The 14,375-nt window shown below is 40.5% G+C and carries 10 protein-coding genes; 6 read left to right on the forward strand and 4 right to left on the reverse strand.

The genetic code is table 11. The features are described 5' to 3' along the window. Positions 1–2 precede the first annotated feature (2 nt). The 5 genes from BR30_RS34305 (at position 3) to BR30_RS34320 (ending at position 8,915) form a co-directional block, all read left to right on the forward strand. A complete protein-coding gene (locus BR30_RS34305; RefSeq protein ID WP_081825540.1) occupies positions 3–1,178 on the forward strand; it encodes a copper resistance D family protein in 1,176 nt (391 codons plus the stop codon). Beyond that, a complete protein-coding gene (locus BR30_RS34310; protein WP_051633732.1) occupies positions 1,171–5,649 on the forward strand; it encodes a multicopper oxidase domain-containing protein in 4,479 nt (1,492 codons plus the stop codon). The genes BR30_RS34305 and BR30_RS34310 overlap by 8 nt, the downstream gene beginning before the upstream one ends. Positions 5,650–5,709: 60 nt before the next feature. After that, positions 5,710–7,911, forward strand: coding sequence for a PKD domain-containing protein (locus BR30_RS34315; RefSeq protein ID WP_051633733.1), 2,202 nt, complete (start codon positions 5,710–5,712; stop codon positions 7,909–7,911). Between the two features lie 126 nt (positions 7,912–8,037). Beyond that, on the forward strand, positions 8,038–8,295 hold the full coding sequence (locus BR30_RS0122785; protein ID WP_026567016.1) for a hypothetical protein: 258 nt from the start codon (positions 8,038–8,040) through the stop codon (positions 8,293–8,295). 92 nt (positions 8,296–8,387) lie between these two features. After that, on the forward strand, positions 8,388–8,915 hold the full coding sequence (locus tag BR30_RS34320) for a hypothetical protein (protein ID WP_051633734.1): 528 nt from the start codon (positions 8,388–8,390) through the stop codon (positions 8,913–8,915). A 71-nt stretch (positions 8,916–8,986) separates the two neighbouring features. Here the strand turns inward: BR30_RS34320 and BR30_RS0122795 are convergent, their stop codons facing one another. The 4 genes from BR30_RS0122795 to BR30_RS0122810 form a co-directional block, all read right to left on the reverse strand. Next, positions 8,987–9,730 carry an anti-sigma factor gene (locus tag BR30_RS0122795; RefSeq protein WP_081825542.1) on the reverse strand — a complete coding sequence of 248 codons (744 nt, stop codon included), beginning with the start codon at positions 9,728–9,730 and terminating at the stop codon, positions 8,987–8,989. Between the two features lie 4 nt (positions 9,731–9,734). Further along, a complete protein-coding gene (locus BR30_RS0122800; RefSeq protein ID WP_026567018.1) occupies positions 9,735–10,301 on the reverse strand; it encodes an RNA polymerase sigma factor in 567 nt (188 codons plus the stop codon). A gap of 341 nt (positions 10,302–10,642) precedes the next feature. Beyond that, positions 10,643–11,917, reverse strand: coding sequence for an MFS transporter (locus BR30_RS0122805; protein WP_026567019.1), 1,275 nt, complete (start codon positions 11,915–11,917; stop codon positions 10,643–10,645). Positions 11,918–11,931: 14 nt separating this feature from the next. Continuing rightward, the gene (locus tag BR30_RS0122810; RefSeq protein ID WP_026567020.1) at positions 11,932–13,239 is read right to left on the reverse strand and encodes an alkaline phosphatase family protein; all 1,308 of its coding nucleotides are present in this window, start codon (positions 13,237–13,239) and stop codon (positions 11,932–11,934) included. Positions 13,240–13,424: 185 nt separating this feature from the next. Here BR30_RS0122810 and BR30_RS0122820 point away from each other — a divergent pair, with 185 nt between their 5' ends. Continuing rightward, on the forward strand, positions 13,425–14,342 hold the full coding sequence (locus BR30_RS0122820) for an alpha/beta hydrolase (RefSeq protein WP_026567021.1): 918 nt from the start codon (positions 13,425–13,427) through the stop codon (positions 14,340–14,342). The last annotated feature ends 33 nt before the right edge of the window (positions 14,343–14,375 follow it).

Genomic DNA, 14,375 nt, shown 5'->3' on the forward strand with positions numbered 1-14,375 from the left:
CAATGAGCTACCTAATCCCAATTACTGAATTTGGTCATTATATCCTATTTTCTATCTTGGTCGGGCATGTGGTCCTACAAATTATTCCAGAGTCGCGAAAACCAAAAATTCAGATTAGTAAGCCATTGTTGCTGCTTTGTCCGCTTGGAATCATCCTCTTTACCTATGCACCCTTATTGGAAGTAATTCTCTATTTTAATGACAGCGTTGGTTTTCGTTCAGCTGCTTTAACTGTCTTGAGCGAATTTGAAATTGGCAGGGCATGGATTTTTATTTGCAGTTTAGCGGTCCTCCTATGGATTACCATTTATATCGATGGATCTAGGTTTTTTCAAGCTCAATGGTTACTATTGATGATTTTTGCGATTGGAAATGCCAGTCATGGAGCTTCAATTGACTTCTGGCCGGGTGTTCTTTCACATTCTATCCATTTTCTTTTCGTTACGGTTTGGGTTGGTGTGTTACTACTTGTCGGTTGGTTTTCGAACGACCGAGAAAATTGGTCCAGCTTTTTAAGGTGGTTTACACCGCTTGCCATTGTCTGCTTTATAATGATTAGTTTGACTGGATTTATTCTCATGTTTGTTGTCATTGATAAACAACAATATTTAAACAGTTGGCTTGTCCCCTACGGACGGATGTTACTTATTAAGCATATAAGCATCATACCTGTTCTTGCATTTGCTTTCCTTAATGGTGTTCTATCCCGAAAAACAGTCAAGTTCCCAAGCTTTGATCCACGCCCATGGATAAAAGCAGAGAGCCTGATTTTAATGTTTGTTTTCTTTTGTACCGGAATATTAGGGACATTACCTCCCCCGCATGAAGTCGATGTCACACAGACAATTACAGCCGTGAATCCATCATGGCTAGAATGGTTAATGGCAAAAAATACGTTTATTCCAGGTCAAGTTGAACTTGCACCATCCATTTTTTCTGCACTACTCATATTGATCTCAGTTTTATTTTTATTTTTAATTCTGATTAGTTATAAAATGACGAATCATACCTTTGCTTTTGTTTTTGGTACTTTTTTTATCATCACCATTTATTTAGGACTGATGTTTTCTGTGAAATTGGATTCCAAGAAGGATGAACCGTTTCCGTACCAGGGGGTTATCGAAGCCCCGCAAAAAGGCATTCTAGAAAAAGATGCGAAAGGAGCAAAATTTGAGTAAGAAACCTCCTTTATTTCTATTAATCAGTTTCCTATTGTTATTGTCTATTGCATCATTCTCAGTTTCTTTCGCTATCCAATCATCCCAGCCCCCACATGGTGCGGCCATTGAAAAACGTGCACTTTCAACCGTAAATAAGGTGGCATCTAATACAATTGAATCAGAGGCTCAAATTCAAATTCCCATTCCAGTTCATACTTCTAGTCAGCACAAACCTGCCATCGACAGCAAAACCCCAACTAAAGAGTCTACTAGTAAACTAAATAAACAAACGACAAAAACAACTTTTGAAAAAAATAATATTAATCTCGCTAATGAAACCAATAATTTAAACAACCAGTGCAGAGAAAATGCACCCATCCGTAAATTTAATATTGGAGCAATTAATGTGGACATGGTTTACAACAAATTTGGTGATCATCATCCCGCCGCTAAAGTTTATGCCTTAGAGGAGGATATTGATAAAATACAAAAAGCGATTGAGTCCAATCCTGGTAAACCAGTAAAGGAATTGCAGCCACTTACTATTCGGGCAAACAAAGGAGATTGCGTCGAGGTCACTTTCTCCAATCAGTTATCAGAAAAATCATCCATCCATATTGATGGAGTAGGTTATGATGTTCAGGGATCTGACGGAACAGAAGCCGGATTCAATGCCAATTCTACTGCTGCTCCCAACAGTGAATTGATCTACCGTTGGAATATGGAAGAGGAAGGGACTTTCTTTTTTTACAATGGTGCGGATTTGACCTTTTATACAGACCCAACCGGTGGAAAAGGAACGATGGGAGATGGATTATTCGGTGCACTAATCGTGGAACCGGTTGGAGCAAAGTGGACTGATCCTCAAACAAGGGAAGAACTAGCGAGTGGTTTATATGCCAATATCGAGTTACCTAATCAACCAGATTTTCGTGAGTTTGCCCTATTCTTTCACGACGGAGTAAATGCTGTGGCTGGAAATCAGTCAGCAGATATAACTCCTAAAAATGAAAACGAAGGGGGAAATCCTGAGAATCCAAATGAAACCGGACAGGAACCTATTGACGCATTTGAGAAAGAGCTATATGCGGTTAATTATCGAGCAGAACCACTCGATGAACGGATGGAAAATGCCCTGACCGAAGATGGAAAAGACCCGACCATGTTTTATTCCTCATGGGTATATGGCGATCCAGCTACCCCAATTACTCCTGCCTATGTGGGAGATCCAGTGAAGTTTCGAGTGATTGGGGCCAATCAGGAAGAAAACCATGTCTTTCATCTACATGGGCACCGCTGGAAAAGCGACTCGAAAAAAACAAATACAGTGGATTCTGAAACACTTAATATCGGAAGTTCACAAACGGCCGAACTGACAAACGATGCGGGATATATCCAAAACGGCAAAGGAGCACCAGGCGATTACTTATGGCATTGCCATTTGTTTCCACATTATTTACAAGGAATGTGGGGACTTTTACGGGTTTTTGATAAGTTACAAGCAGATTTACTGCCATTAAAGGACCGAGAAGCACCGTCTGAACCGACAGCTAAAAACCCTGGTTTTCCGAATTACATTCCAGGGGAGCAAGGGAAGCGTGCTCCGAAACCACCCGACCCCGAACTGCGTCCAGCAACCGAAAAAGAAAAGGATTCTTTGGGGGCACTGGTTCCGGGCGCACCTAATTTTGACCGCTGTCCAAAAACAGCACCCATCCGTAAATATAACGTTGTCGGGATCCAAGCGGATATTGTTTACAATAACGAAGGTGATCACGACAAAGATGGAAGAATGTTTGTCCTGGCGGAAGATGAAGCCAAGATATTAAATGGCACATTAAGACCTCGTCCATTGGTCATTCGTGCCAATGAAGGTGATTGTGTAGAAGTAACTTTGGAAAACCATCTATTTAATGCGGTTGAACCAAATGCATTGTCGATGCACATTCATTATGTGGGCTTTGACCCTTTGGGTTCTGATGGAACAGCAGTTGGGTGGAATTATAATCAAGGCACAGAACCAGGCGAAAAAATTCGCTACCGCTGGTTTGCGGATGAAGAAGGAAACATCTTCTTCCACGATCATATGTCAGCGGGAGAAAAAGGCTTTCATGGGACTTTTGGTGCGTTAATTGTTGAACCAAAAGGATCGAAATGGTTGCATCCAAAGACGGGACTGGAAGTGAAATCAGGCACGGAGGCAATGATTGTCATTCCTGAAAAGGCGGACTTCCGTGAGCAAGTACTCGTCTATCATGATTTCGCAAGAATGTGGGATAAAAGCGGAAATCTGCTGCCACTTGAATCAGATCCGGCCAATACACATAAGGCACACGGATATGCGGCTGTTAATTACTCAAATGCTCCATTTTTTAGAAGGAATAATGCTGACCCAGCATATGTATTTAGTTCGTGGGTTCACGGTGATCCACAAACACCTATTATCGAAAGCTACCCAAATGATCCGATTAAAATCCGATTAATTCAAGGGGCCCATGAAACACAGCATAACTTTAATTTGCATGGATTAAGTTGGAAAAAAGAATCAGGTCAACAGGATTCTGAATTAACCTCTACACAAACAATCGGTATGTCAGAACAGTTTACTATGGATATCCAGCCCAATCCTGTGGGGATTAGGCAACGTGATTATCTTTGGTCTTCGCAGCCGATAGAAGATTTGTGGAGCGGTTTATGGGGATTTGTCAGGGTTTGGGGAGAACAGAATACGAACCTTAAAAAGCTGCCGGACCGTGTGGAGGTCAAGCAAAAAATTGATACGAATCGATTAAATAAAATGAAAAAAGAAGGGACAAAGCCGCCAAAAGCCATTGCGATGGGCAATATCTGTCCAGATACCGCAAAAATCAATACTTTCGATGTGACGGCATTTATGAAGGATATTGTTTACAACAAAGCTGGTGATCATGATCCCTATGGGCTGATGTTCGCTTTAACCAAGGATGTTACCGCCATCAAAAAAGGTACTAAACCAACCGAACCTCTGGTGATTCGGGCGAATGAAGGGGAATGTATCCAGATTAGGTTAAGAAATAACTTACCATTTAACCCGCCAGAGAATAAAAATGATCCTGATCTGCTAATGGCTAACCAAGTAGATTGGAAAAACTCTAACCGTGTCAGCCTTCACCCACAAATGGTTCAATATGATGTTCAAGGGTCTGACGGAGCTACCATTGGCTTTAACTATGACCAAACCATTGGTCCAGGCGAAACAATCACGTATGAATGGTATGCCGATAAAGAACATGGGGGAACAATTTTATACGATTATGGAGATATCCGCAGTCATCGCCTCCACGGTGGATACGGCGCACTTATCATCGAACCGAAAAACTCGGTTTACCGAAATCCTAAAACCGGTGAATCAATCATGTCTGGAGCATTGGCAGATATCATTGTTCCTGATAAACCAGATTTTAGAGAACAGGCTTTAATGTTCTCAGATGGTCTTTATACAATTGGAGCGGATGGCAGTGCACCAACTCCGGGGCAGGTGGATCCAATTACGGGTGAACTGTTAGATTTAGAGGACCATGGTGAAAAAGGAATCAATTATAGTTCGGAACCTTTTAAACATCGTTTGGCTGAAAATGCTGATAAATCATTAATTTTTAGCTCAGTGATCCATGGTGATCCATCCACACCAATACCAGAAGCGTATATGGGGGATCCTATTAGACTGAGAGTCATGCAAACAGCAGACCGTTCGAGAGGAAGTGTCTTCACCCTTCACAGTAATAAGTGGCGCTATCAATGGACGGATCCGAATTCCAAAGTGGTCGGAAGCCAAGGTTCGCTGACACCAGGAGATTCTCTAGATATTATCCCGATACAAAAGGAAGGTTCTTTCAATCCGGCTGGTGATTATCTGTACCGAGAAATGAAGCTTAGAAGATACCTAGAAGGGGGATTATGGGGCATTCTCCGCGTCCATGACCAACCAATGAATCAGCTCCTATCCTTACCGGACCGTCTGCCAAAAGCACCAATCAATGTTAGGACGGGAACGAAAGCTAACTCCATAATTTGGGATGTATTGGATAGCAAAGATCTTGTCGGATTCAATATTTACCGAAAGTCAATTCCGGAAAAGGAGTTCAAGAAGGTAAATAAAGAGATTAATAGGAGTGGTATTTTTACAGAAGAGGAAGTGCTTCCTTTTTCAACCTATGTTTATTCAATCAGGTCGGTGGATAAATTCGGCAATGAATCACTTAATAGTAAGGAAATTATTATTGATGTAGGTGGAGGAATAACCAAAACTGCTCAAAAAGAAAAACTAGTTCAGGCGGGTCAATCAGAAAGTAAATCATTAAAAGTGTTTCAAGAAACTGTAGAAATAAAAACAGAAGAAGCTCAAAGTATAGAACGCAGCTTTCAAATCTCCAAATTAGAATTAGATAAACTTGGAAGGAAACTCTTAGGCTTTATCAAGCCAGTTGAAGAACGGGATAAGACCTTTTAGAGGGATTCCTTAGTATTCATCATTTTTACTAATTTTTCTGGAAAAGGTGGGCTGCAAAAAATGGAATCACGAAAAGTAACACATGCAAAAAATAATTTTTCAAAAAGGAGGAAATTTGCGATTAAGCGTTTTTTCCTTGTTACCCTAACAGTACTACTTATGCTAAGTGGTGGAATAATTTTCACAAGTGCTGAGTATGGTATGCCCTTGGTAGATATTCCTAAATTAAAGCAAGTAGGACCAATTGGGGAATACGGTTATCCTGCGTGGTTTAGAGATTCACAAGGTAATCGAAATGAACTATGCTTAGATTTCGAAAACCCTTTGTGTGCTCTTCCAATCGAGGAAATACCTAATCCAGCAGAACCTTTTTCGATTGAGAAAGGGAATTTTCCAGAAGAGGCTTTTTATCAGCTGGCAGGCGCAGAGTTAGACCTTCCAAACGGCGGAAGAGCCGTAGCAACATTTGCACTTGAAGCAGCTTGGGCCAATGAAATCGTTCAACCAGGAGATCAAATCGTATTTGGAAGGGTCAGGTTCCGAATTGATGGCTTGGTTACTGGAGGTAAATACACGATTACTCATCCATATGGAATTGATACTTTCACAGCTGTAGCAGCAGATGAAAGGGATCCTTCAGAAGGTGGAGAAATCAGATTTGTAGAAGACATAGGGGTTCAAGATCCTTTTGAAGGGCCAATGAAGAGTCGTATCGGAACATTTTTAAGGTGGGATCCGGCTGTAGCACCTGCAGCACCGGTTGGTTATGTGGGCGATCCGGACGTAAACCATAAGGTAATTGGTGGTGTTAATGGCCAAAACTACTTTAAAATTCAAGGTCCTGGCATTGGTAACAATTGTGGTAATGATTGTACCATTCAAACTGATGAATTTAGTTTAAGTGGGAAAATAGCAACGAATTCCGGGGTAGATGTTGTACGTGCAACATATAGCAGAAATGTAGATGCAGATGGAAACCCTTTAGCTGGTGGTACTATTGATGTTTTTGCTTTTACTGAACAAGATAAGGATTATACATTACAAGTTACAGGTGCGGGAGATAAACCAGTCCCAATGAAAGGAACAAAAGGTAAATACTTTGCCAGAGTAACTTTTTCGGGTCCACTTCCAGAATTAACAGTTACCAACACGACGGATAATCCAGACAGTGTCAAAAAAGTTAAACCTGTTGATACGATCGTAGAACCAAGAGCCATATATCGTTCTGATCTAAAACCACAACAAATAATTATTACAGCATCCTCAAGTGATAATGTAAATAAACCAGAACTGAAGGTTTCAGAGTTTGGTAATCAAACTCTTTCTGATGGAAAGTTGGTCATAGAAAGTCCATCATTTATTCCACCATACATTACGATAAATTCTGCAAAAAATGGGACTGTAACGATACCTTTGGAAGTTGTCGGTGCGCCTGCAAATCCTCCAATTGCAGATGCGGGATCGGACCAAACCGTTAAAGCAGGAGACACTGTAACGCTTAACGGTAGTAAATCTGTCGGGGACTTTGATACAAATCTAATTAAATGGGAATTTGTTTCGTCTTCAACTGGACTTACTAATGTGGATTTAAAAGATGCTAACACGTTAGCACCTTCGTTCACAGCAGAACAAGGTATGGGAACACTGGTGTTTAAATTAATTCTTACAGGACCTAATGGTGATATTGATGAAAGCACTGTTAAAGTAATGGTTGAGGATGAGGTAGTTGCTCCTGAGGCAAATGTTGCGGGGAATCCTGGTCTAAAAGCTAAACAAGGTGATCCAGTTACGCTTGATGCCAGTGGATCCAAAAATGCAGTAGAGTATACTTGGACGCAGGTCAGTGGTCCAAAGGTAACACTTAATCTTTCTGACCCTAAAAAACCAACATTTAATTATCCAAAAGAAAACAAACCTGTAACATTAAATCTCACTGTAAAAGGTGTCGATGGAAAAACAGATAGTGAAGATATAACGATCACGACCGACTCAGAAGCGATTGCGATTACTGGAGCTGAATATCGCGCAGGAGAATGGAGAATTGACGGAACCTCTGTGGTAAAAGGACCTGGAGTAACGGTCACTATTTACCTTGGCCCTCCTTCTAACAACCAAATTATCGCGAAAGTAGCAGTCGACACTCTTGGTGCGTGGAGATACCGCGGTACTGGAACCGTAACAAATGTTCCTAGAACAGGAAATGTAACTGCCACATCACCTACAAGTGAACTTGTTCCAAGTTTTGCATACAGATTTAGGTGATTACTAATCTCAAAGCTGGAAAGTTACTAATATTGAGTAGCTTTCCAGCTTTTATTTAGGTGAAGAAATAATAGAACGTCCAATCCTATTGAGAATATACTATTTACAAGGAAGGGTGGGAGGCATATGTTTTTCTTTGTGATATTTCTAATTGGATTGGTCTTACCATTTATATTAATAAAGATTGAGTTTAGTTGGATCATCTGGATTCCGGCATTGATCTTCTTCTTAGCAGCAATTCTAGCAGTTATAAAGGCAGTTATTTTTCCAGGGGAAGGAATGGCGGATTTAGCTGAGCGAATCTATGTAATGATTTTTGGTACTGCGGCAATCGGTTCTATTGTTGGCGGGGGCATCGCGCATTTTATAAAAAGTAAAAAATAAATAATAAAAAATTGAGTTTCCTTCAAACCAATTGGGACTGATTCTCGTTACCTTTAACGAAGGCCCATAAAGAATGAAGGAGTTGCATGTGAATGAAAAAACGTTTAAAGGTCCTACTTGGTTTGGCAATGATGTCGATGTTTTTGTTTGGTGCAGTTGCTTTCGCAGCTACAGATTTTACCCAACTGGGATTTTCTAGGGTGGCCACAGAAAGAGAAGTTGGGGCAGGCGAAGCCGCAAAACTTAGTCACAGTGGGATTAAGATTCAAATACCTGAAGGAACTTTCACCACCGATGTCACTTTTCAAGTCCTAGAAGGAGATAATAAAAAATTTCAAAAAGTTGCTCCTGCTGGCGAAACTGTAATCATGAATTTTGCGTTTAGAGTAATAGATTCAGAGACTGGTCAACTGATTGATAAATTTAATAAACCACTCACATTTAGCTTTAAAGATAAAGATGTAAATAGTGGAAGCATTTACTATAACTTTACACCTGCGGGAGCTGCGGTTAATAATAATGCAGCCTCAGTAATCGACGGAAGAACGTTATCCCATCCCGTTGGAGGAGCACCTGTAGGCTGGTTTATTACATCACCTACTATAAGTATTAACAAATAAGGAATAATCCATTTATACTTAATGAAAAAAGCCCATGGTTCTCAGTTGTGAGAATCATGGGCTTTTACCATTTATGTTCCTAACACTTTTTTACCTCGCGGCTGGGTTCCATTGGCGTCCGGTTCAAGTGAGATCCCAATCGCCTCAAAAGAAGTTTCTTCTTTCAATTGATAGGTAAGGGAGCCATTCCCTTGCTCATCGACATGGAAGGTTCCTGCACTTTTTCGGTTCCCATCATGAATGAGCCAAACCTGATATGCCTCTGACCCCCTGGTATCATCAAGACCATTAACTTGGAAAACGAGCTGTTTTTTATCACCTTGTTTGTAAAGCAAAGCCTGCCCATTGGCAGAATCAACTCCAGGATTTGCCGTTTTTAACGTGTAAATTTCGATGACTTCAGTAGGAATATTAACTTGTTCCTTTAATTCTGAAACTTGGTCTCTAAGGTTTATATTATTCCAAATGACTCCCCCAAAGCTAAAGAGAAAAGCGGCGGCTGCTAATCCATAAAGAGAAGGGTGGAACTTTTTGTTCTTTCTGTTTGGACTAACCATTTCGATCGTAGGCTGGGCTGTTGCTTCAGCTGAGAAAATGGCATTCATCACTTCATCCTTTAAATCAGCGGGTACCTCGACATCTTCAAATTCATAAGGGAGCATGGACCACGCCTCCTGCAGTTCTTGAATGTCATTCGCGCAAGACGGACAATGTATAAGGTGCCTCTCGATTTTCATCCTTTCAACTTCAGATAATTCGTTAATCAAATAAGAGACTAATTCATTGGAAAATGAACATCTGCTATTTAGACTCATATTTTCATTCCCCCATCTCCATGACAATGTGTTTCCGCAAGACTTTAAGTGTTTGATGCAGCCGGCTTTTGATAGTGCCGATTGGTTCCTTCTTCATTTCAGCAATTTCACTGAGCGTATAACCTTCCCAATATAGCCATTGGATCAGTTCGATTTGATTTTTTGATAGATATTGGTAGGCTTTGTGTATTTGTTCTCGCACAAGTTTTCGTGATAAAATCTCTGCTGGATTGTTGGCGTGAGAACCTGGAATTTGTTCTAATTGTTCCTGGTCAATTGAAACTAGTGAAGCATCCTTTTTTTCTTTGCGGTGGTGGTCAATCGTGATATTACGAGTGAGGGTAAGGAGCCAATTGACGAATTGTCCTTTTTCAGGATTATAACCGGTCTCTGTTGTCCATACGCGGGTAAAAACGGCCTGAACAATCACTCTAGCATTGTCTTGATCCTTCGTTGATTTGATAACAAAGGAGTACACCAGCTTAATATAACGGTCATATATTTCTTCCAAAGCTGGACGATGCTTGGCTTTAATTAAAAGCATTAATTCGGCATCACTCAAATTTTGCATAAAAAGGCAGACCCCCTAATCATTTCCGGATCCCTTTATATAAATAAACGAATCTACAAGAAAATCGGTTTGTATAAGTATATAGTAATTTTGAAAGATTATGGTGACAAGCTCCATTTTCATAAAAAAATCATTATTTTCGCTTCGTCTTAGATCTATTTACGATTCAAAATGTTGTAAAATTACACCCTATCAGCGAATTTTAATGTTTTATCAGCGAATTACTGAGTTTAATCGGCGAATTTACCCGTTCAATCGGCGAATTTTTGAGTTTAATCAGCGAATCGCAGAATTCAACTTTTAGAAAAAAAAATAGACCTCAAATTGAGGTCAAGTAATTGTTATTGCGAAATCGAATTCGATTGTGAGATGTTGGATGATTCTGGTACGCGCAGTAGGATCGTGCCTCCGATGATAAAGAGAAGAATTAAGCTAAATACACCACTGTTTGTATTTCCGGTGATTTGTGCGGTGAAACCAACCAGGAATGGCCCTAATATTGCTGCAAATTTATAAAAAATACTATAAAAACCAAAGAACTCATTGGCATTTTCCTTTGGAACGAGTTTAGCAAAGTAGGAACGGCTTAGTGCCTGGATTCCACCTTGTGAGGATGCGACGAGCATCGCTAAGATCCAAAAATCTAATGTTGTCTTTAAGAAATAGGCATACGTACAAATGACAATATAAACAAAGATTCCCACGAGCAGCATCGTTTTGCCTTTAAATTTATCAGCTAATTTCCCATATAAAATGGCAAACGGTGCGGCCACTACTTGGGTGGCGAACAAGATAATTAATAGATTCGTAGATGAAATTCCAAGATCGGAACCATAGGCTGTCGACATGGTAATTATCGTATTGACACCATCAATATAAAAGAAATAAGCAATTAAGAACAGAAACAATGGTCGGTACAGCCTGATTTTTTTGAAGGTATCAAACAGTTGTTTAAAGCCGTTGGAAATCGGGTTTGGAACAGGCTCTTTATAATAAACTTGCTGGACATTTTTAAGCATAGGAATCGTGAATAATCCCCACCATAAGGCAGTAATCGCAAAGGCAGCTTGACTTGCGACAGTCACAGATAGGGGGATGATATTTTGCTGGGATAATATAATAAGTGCAATACTAATTATAAAAGGGATGGTGCTGCCGATATAACCCATCGCATAGCCTCGTGAGGATACTTGATTCATCCGATCCTCAGTCGTTACATCGACTAGAAAGGCATCATAGAAAATATTTGTTCCTCCGAAGCCAATTACGGTAACCATATAGCAAATTAATAAAAAAAGCCATTGGTTACTTGGGACCACTGCAAGTAGCAAGGTAAAGACAATTCCAAGGGCAAGGAAAAAGGTAAACAGGCGTTTCTTTAAACCTTTGAAGTCGGCGATACTTCCTAAAATAGGGGCACAAAGTGAAATAAGCAGGGTAGCAAATGAATTAGCATAGCCCCAATAGGCTGTAGAAGTCGAAGCTGCAAGTCCTGCCTCTTTCGCCGCTGCTTTAAAATACAATGGAAATATGGCTGTAGTAATGAGGATGGAGTAAGCAGAGTTTGCCCAATCATATAAAACCCAGCTCTTTTCTTGCTTTGACATCCGGCTCATAGATTTTCCCCCTTTTAAAATTTCAAAATCTCTTCGATAACCCTTCCATCTGTCTGACCTAAATTTACTCCTAATAGCCGTGCAAAGGTGGGGCCTTCATCAATGAGACGAATCGTAGGCAGGGTGACTGCTTGAATTCCTTTTCCAGCTGCCATAAAAATGGTTCCATAATCTTCTTTCTCAGGTGAATAGCCATGACAAGCTAAGGTGTACTTATGATCCCTTCTAACATCCTCCTTCGTAATCGTTTTGATAAACTCCCCCTCAAAGTCTTCTAAAAAGAAAAATCCCCTTTGTGCTTCAAGCATAAAGGCACAAGCTCCATCAGCTCCTTTTTCAGAAGCCTGTGCTCCGGTGAGTGCTGATTCAATTCCGCTTTCCGGATTATTAAGCAATAAATCTACTAATTGCCTTACTTCATTTGAGGTTGCGGTATCTTGATGGTCTTTAATGTAAATATATGCAGAGCCATCACAACTTTTACAATAGGCCTTCCAATTAATTATTTTCCCTTTCCCGTTCGAGGTGATCAAACCTTTCTCATGGAATAAAACATTGAGGTTTATGGCTTTATTTTCATCTAAGGCACTATGGTCACCTAGTGCCACCAGCGTGGAGTTCTCATAAATTCCACTTTCTTTTAGGGCACTGATAATCCTGCCAAGCCTGTAATTATGACGTTCGATTGCAGCCATTGCTTCCTTGGATGAGAACCCATGATAATGACGCTGTGTATCTAAATCGGTAAAGTGAACCATTAATAGATGTGGTTTCTTTGTTTTAATCGTATCGACAGTTGACTCTAGAACAAAGTCATCCAATTCCGGTTGATTGAGGCCTATACGAAGATGCCCATAGCGCCTATTAAGGTCCCATTGATAGCGCGGGCTGCCACTCATAAGTGAAACCAGAATTTGGTTATGCCAGGGGCGGTTCGCAAAAATTTCTGGCATATTGTAGTCAATATTTGCTTTCGCTGTTACAGGCCACAATAAGGCGGCAGTTGTCATATTGGCTTTTTTTACTTCGTCATATAACGTGGTCCCTTGTATACAATTCCGGAACCAATTCCAATCCGGAGAAAGTCTCCCTGGTTGTACTAGGGTATTATTAATGACTCCATGCCGCTTCGGATAATTACCCGTCACAATTGTTGCGTGACAAGGATAGGTGACCGATGGGTAAATCGATTTGACATTTTTGATCAAGGCGCCATTTTTTAAGATGGTTTGAAAGTGTGGGAGTTCGGATAATAGTGGGAAATCTAAAGCTGATAGGCAATCAAATGAAATGATAATTAAATGGTCTGTCAATCGCTTCATAAAAAGAAAAACCTCCGAAAAAGTCTAACAGATACTTCCATTGTACTACAGGTGGGCAGAAATGGAAGAATTCGTACGAATTTTTACAAAATTTTCGAAAAACAATAAAATCCTAACTATTTTATTAAAAGTTTTTTCTAGTATAATGATATTAGCAAAATTTGGATTTCAAAGGAGGTTGGGAGATGGCAAGTTTTCGAAGTTATTTGTTTGAGAAGGGGATTAAACTCTCGGTCGAACGTGCATTAAGGAAGGGGATTTCAGAAAGAGGATTGGATGAAAAAAGGCAGATGCTGGATACGGTCGCTAGAAAGTTAGCAAAACTGCCGAAAAATTGTAAGGTTCAGAAAATGGAGATTGAAGGATTGTATGCAGAGTGGATTTCCTCCGAAAACAGTTCGGAAGAAAAAGTAATCCTTTATTTACATGGCGGAGGATATGCATTTTGCTCAGCTAATACCCATCGACCACTTGCCGCTAGTATTGGGAAGGCGGCTGGTATGAAGGTTCTTTTTCCAGAATATCGTCTCGCACCGGAACATCCTTTTCCAGCTGCCATCGAAGATGCCGTCATTGTGTACCGCTGGCTCTTGCGTCAAGGGTATGATCCAGCCAATATTATATTTGCAGGTGACTCAGCAGGAGGAGGCTTAAGTGTTGCAGCCAGCTTAGTCTTAAGAGATCAAAATGAACCGCTGGCGAGGGCGATTGTTTGTTTATCACCTTGGGTTGACCTAACCGGAAGTGGGGAAAGTTATCGAAAAAACATAGAGGTGGATCCCTATCTAACGGTCCAAGGTGTTAAAGATGCCGCGCAAATGTATTCAGGACATAAGAAGCCCCTCGATCATCCGCTCATTTCACCTGTCTTTGCAGACCTTACTGGCTTCCCACCCTTATTTATCCAAGCTGGGAATCATGAAATTTTGCAAAGTGATGCGGAATTGCTAGTCAAAAAAGCACGACAAGCAGGCGTAGAGGTCACCTTTAAAATATGGGACAAAATGTGGCATGTTTGGCAAATCAGCGGGGATCGATTACCAGAGGCGAAGAAGGCTATAGGTGAAATAGGAGACTATATAAAAAAAGTATTCTATTCATAAAAAACAGTACTCCTGCACCGTAATTGCAGGAGT

The organism is Bacillus sp. UNC41MFS5, from assembly GCF_000686805.1.

What these genes read in the sequence shown, in the direction of transcription:
- BR30_RS0122785 (WP_026567016.1), top strand. Translation starts at nt 8,038, where the DNA reads ATGTTTTTCTTTGTGATATTTCTAATTGGATTGGTCTTACCATTTATA.
- BR30_RS34305 (WP_081825540.1), top strand. Translation starts at nt 3, where the DNA reads ATGAGCTACCTAATCCCAATTACTGAATTTGGTCATTATATCCTATTT.
- BR30_RS0122810 (WP_026567020.1), bottom strand. Translation starts at nt 13,239, where the DNA reads ATGAAGCGATTGACAGACCATTTAATTATCATTTCATTTGATTGCCTA.
- BR30_RS0122805 (WP_026567019.1), bottom strand. Translation starts at nt 11,917, where the DNA reads ATGAGCCGGATGTCAAAGCAAGAAAAGAGCTGGGTTTTATATGATTGG.
- BR30_RS34320 (WP_051633734.1), top strand. Translation starts at nt 8,388, where the DNA reads ATGAAAAAACGTTTAAAGGTCCTACTTGGTTTGGCAATGATGTCGATG.
- BR30_RS34315 (WP_051633733.1), top strand. Translation starts at nt 5,710, where the DNA reads ATGGAATCACGAAAAGTAACACATGCAAAAAATAATTTTTCAAAAAGG.
- BR30_RS0122800 (WP_026567018.1), bottom strand. Translation starts at nt 10,301, where the DNA reads ATGCAAAATTTGAGTGATGCCGAATTAATGCTTTTAATTAAAGCCAAG.
- BR30_RS0122795 (WP_081825542.1), bottom strand. Translation starts at nt 9,730, where the DNA reads ATGAGTCTAAATAGCAGATGTTCATTTTCCAATGAATTAGTCTCTTAT.
- BR30_RS0122820 (WP_026567021.1), top strand. Translation starts at nt 13,425, where the DNA reads ATGGCAAGTTTTCGAAGTTATTTGTTTGAGAAGGGGATTAAACTCTCG.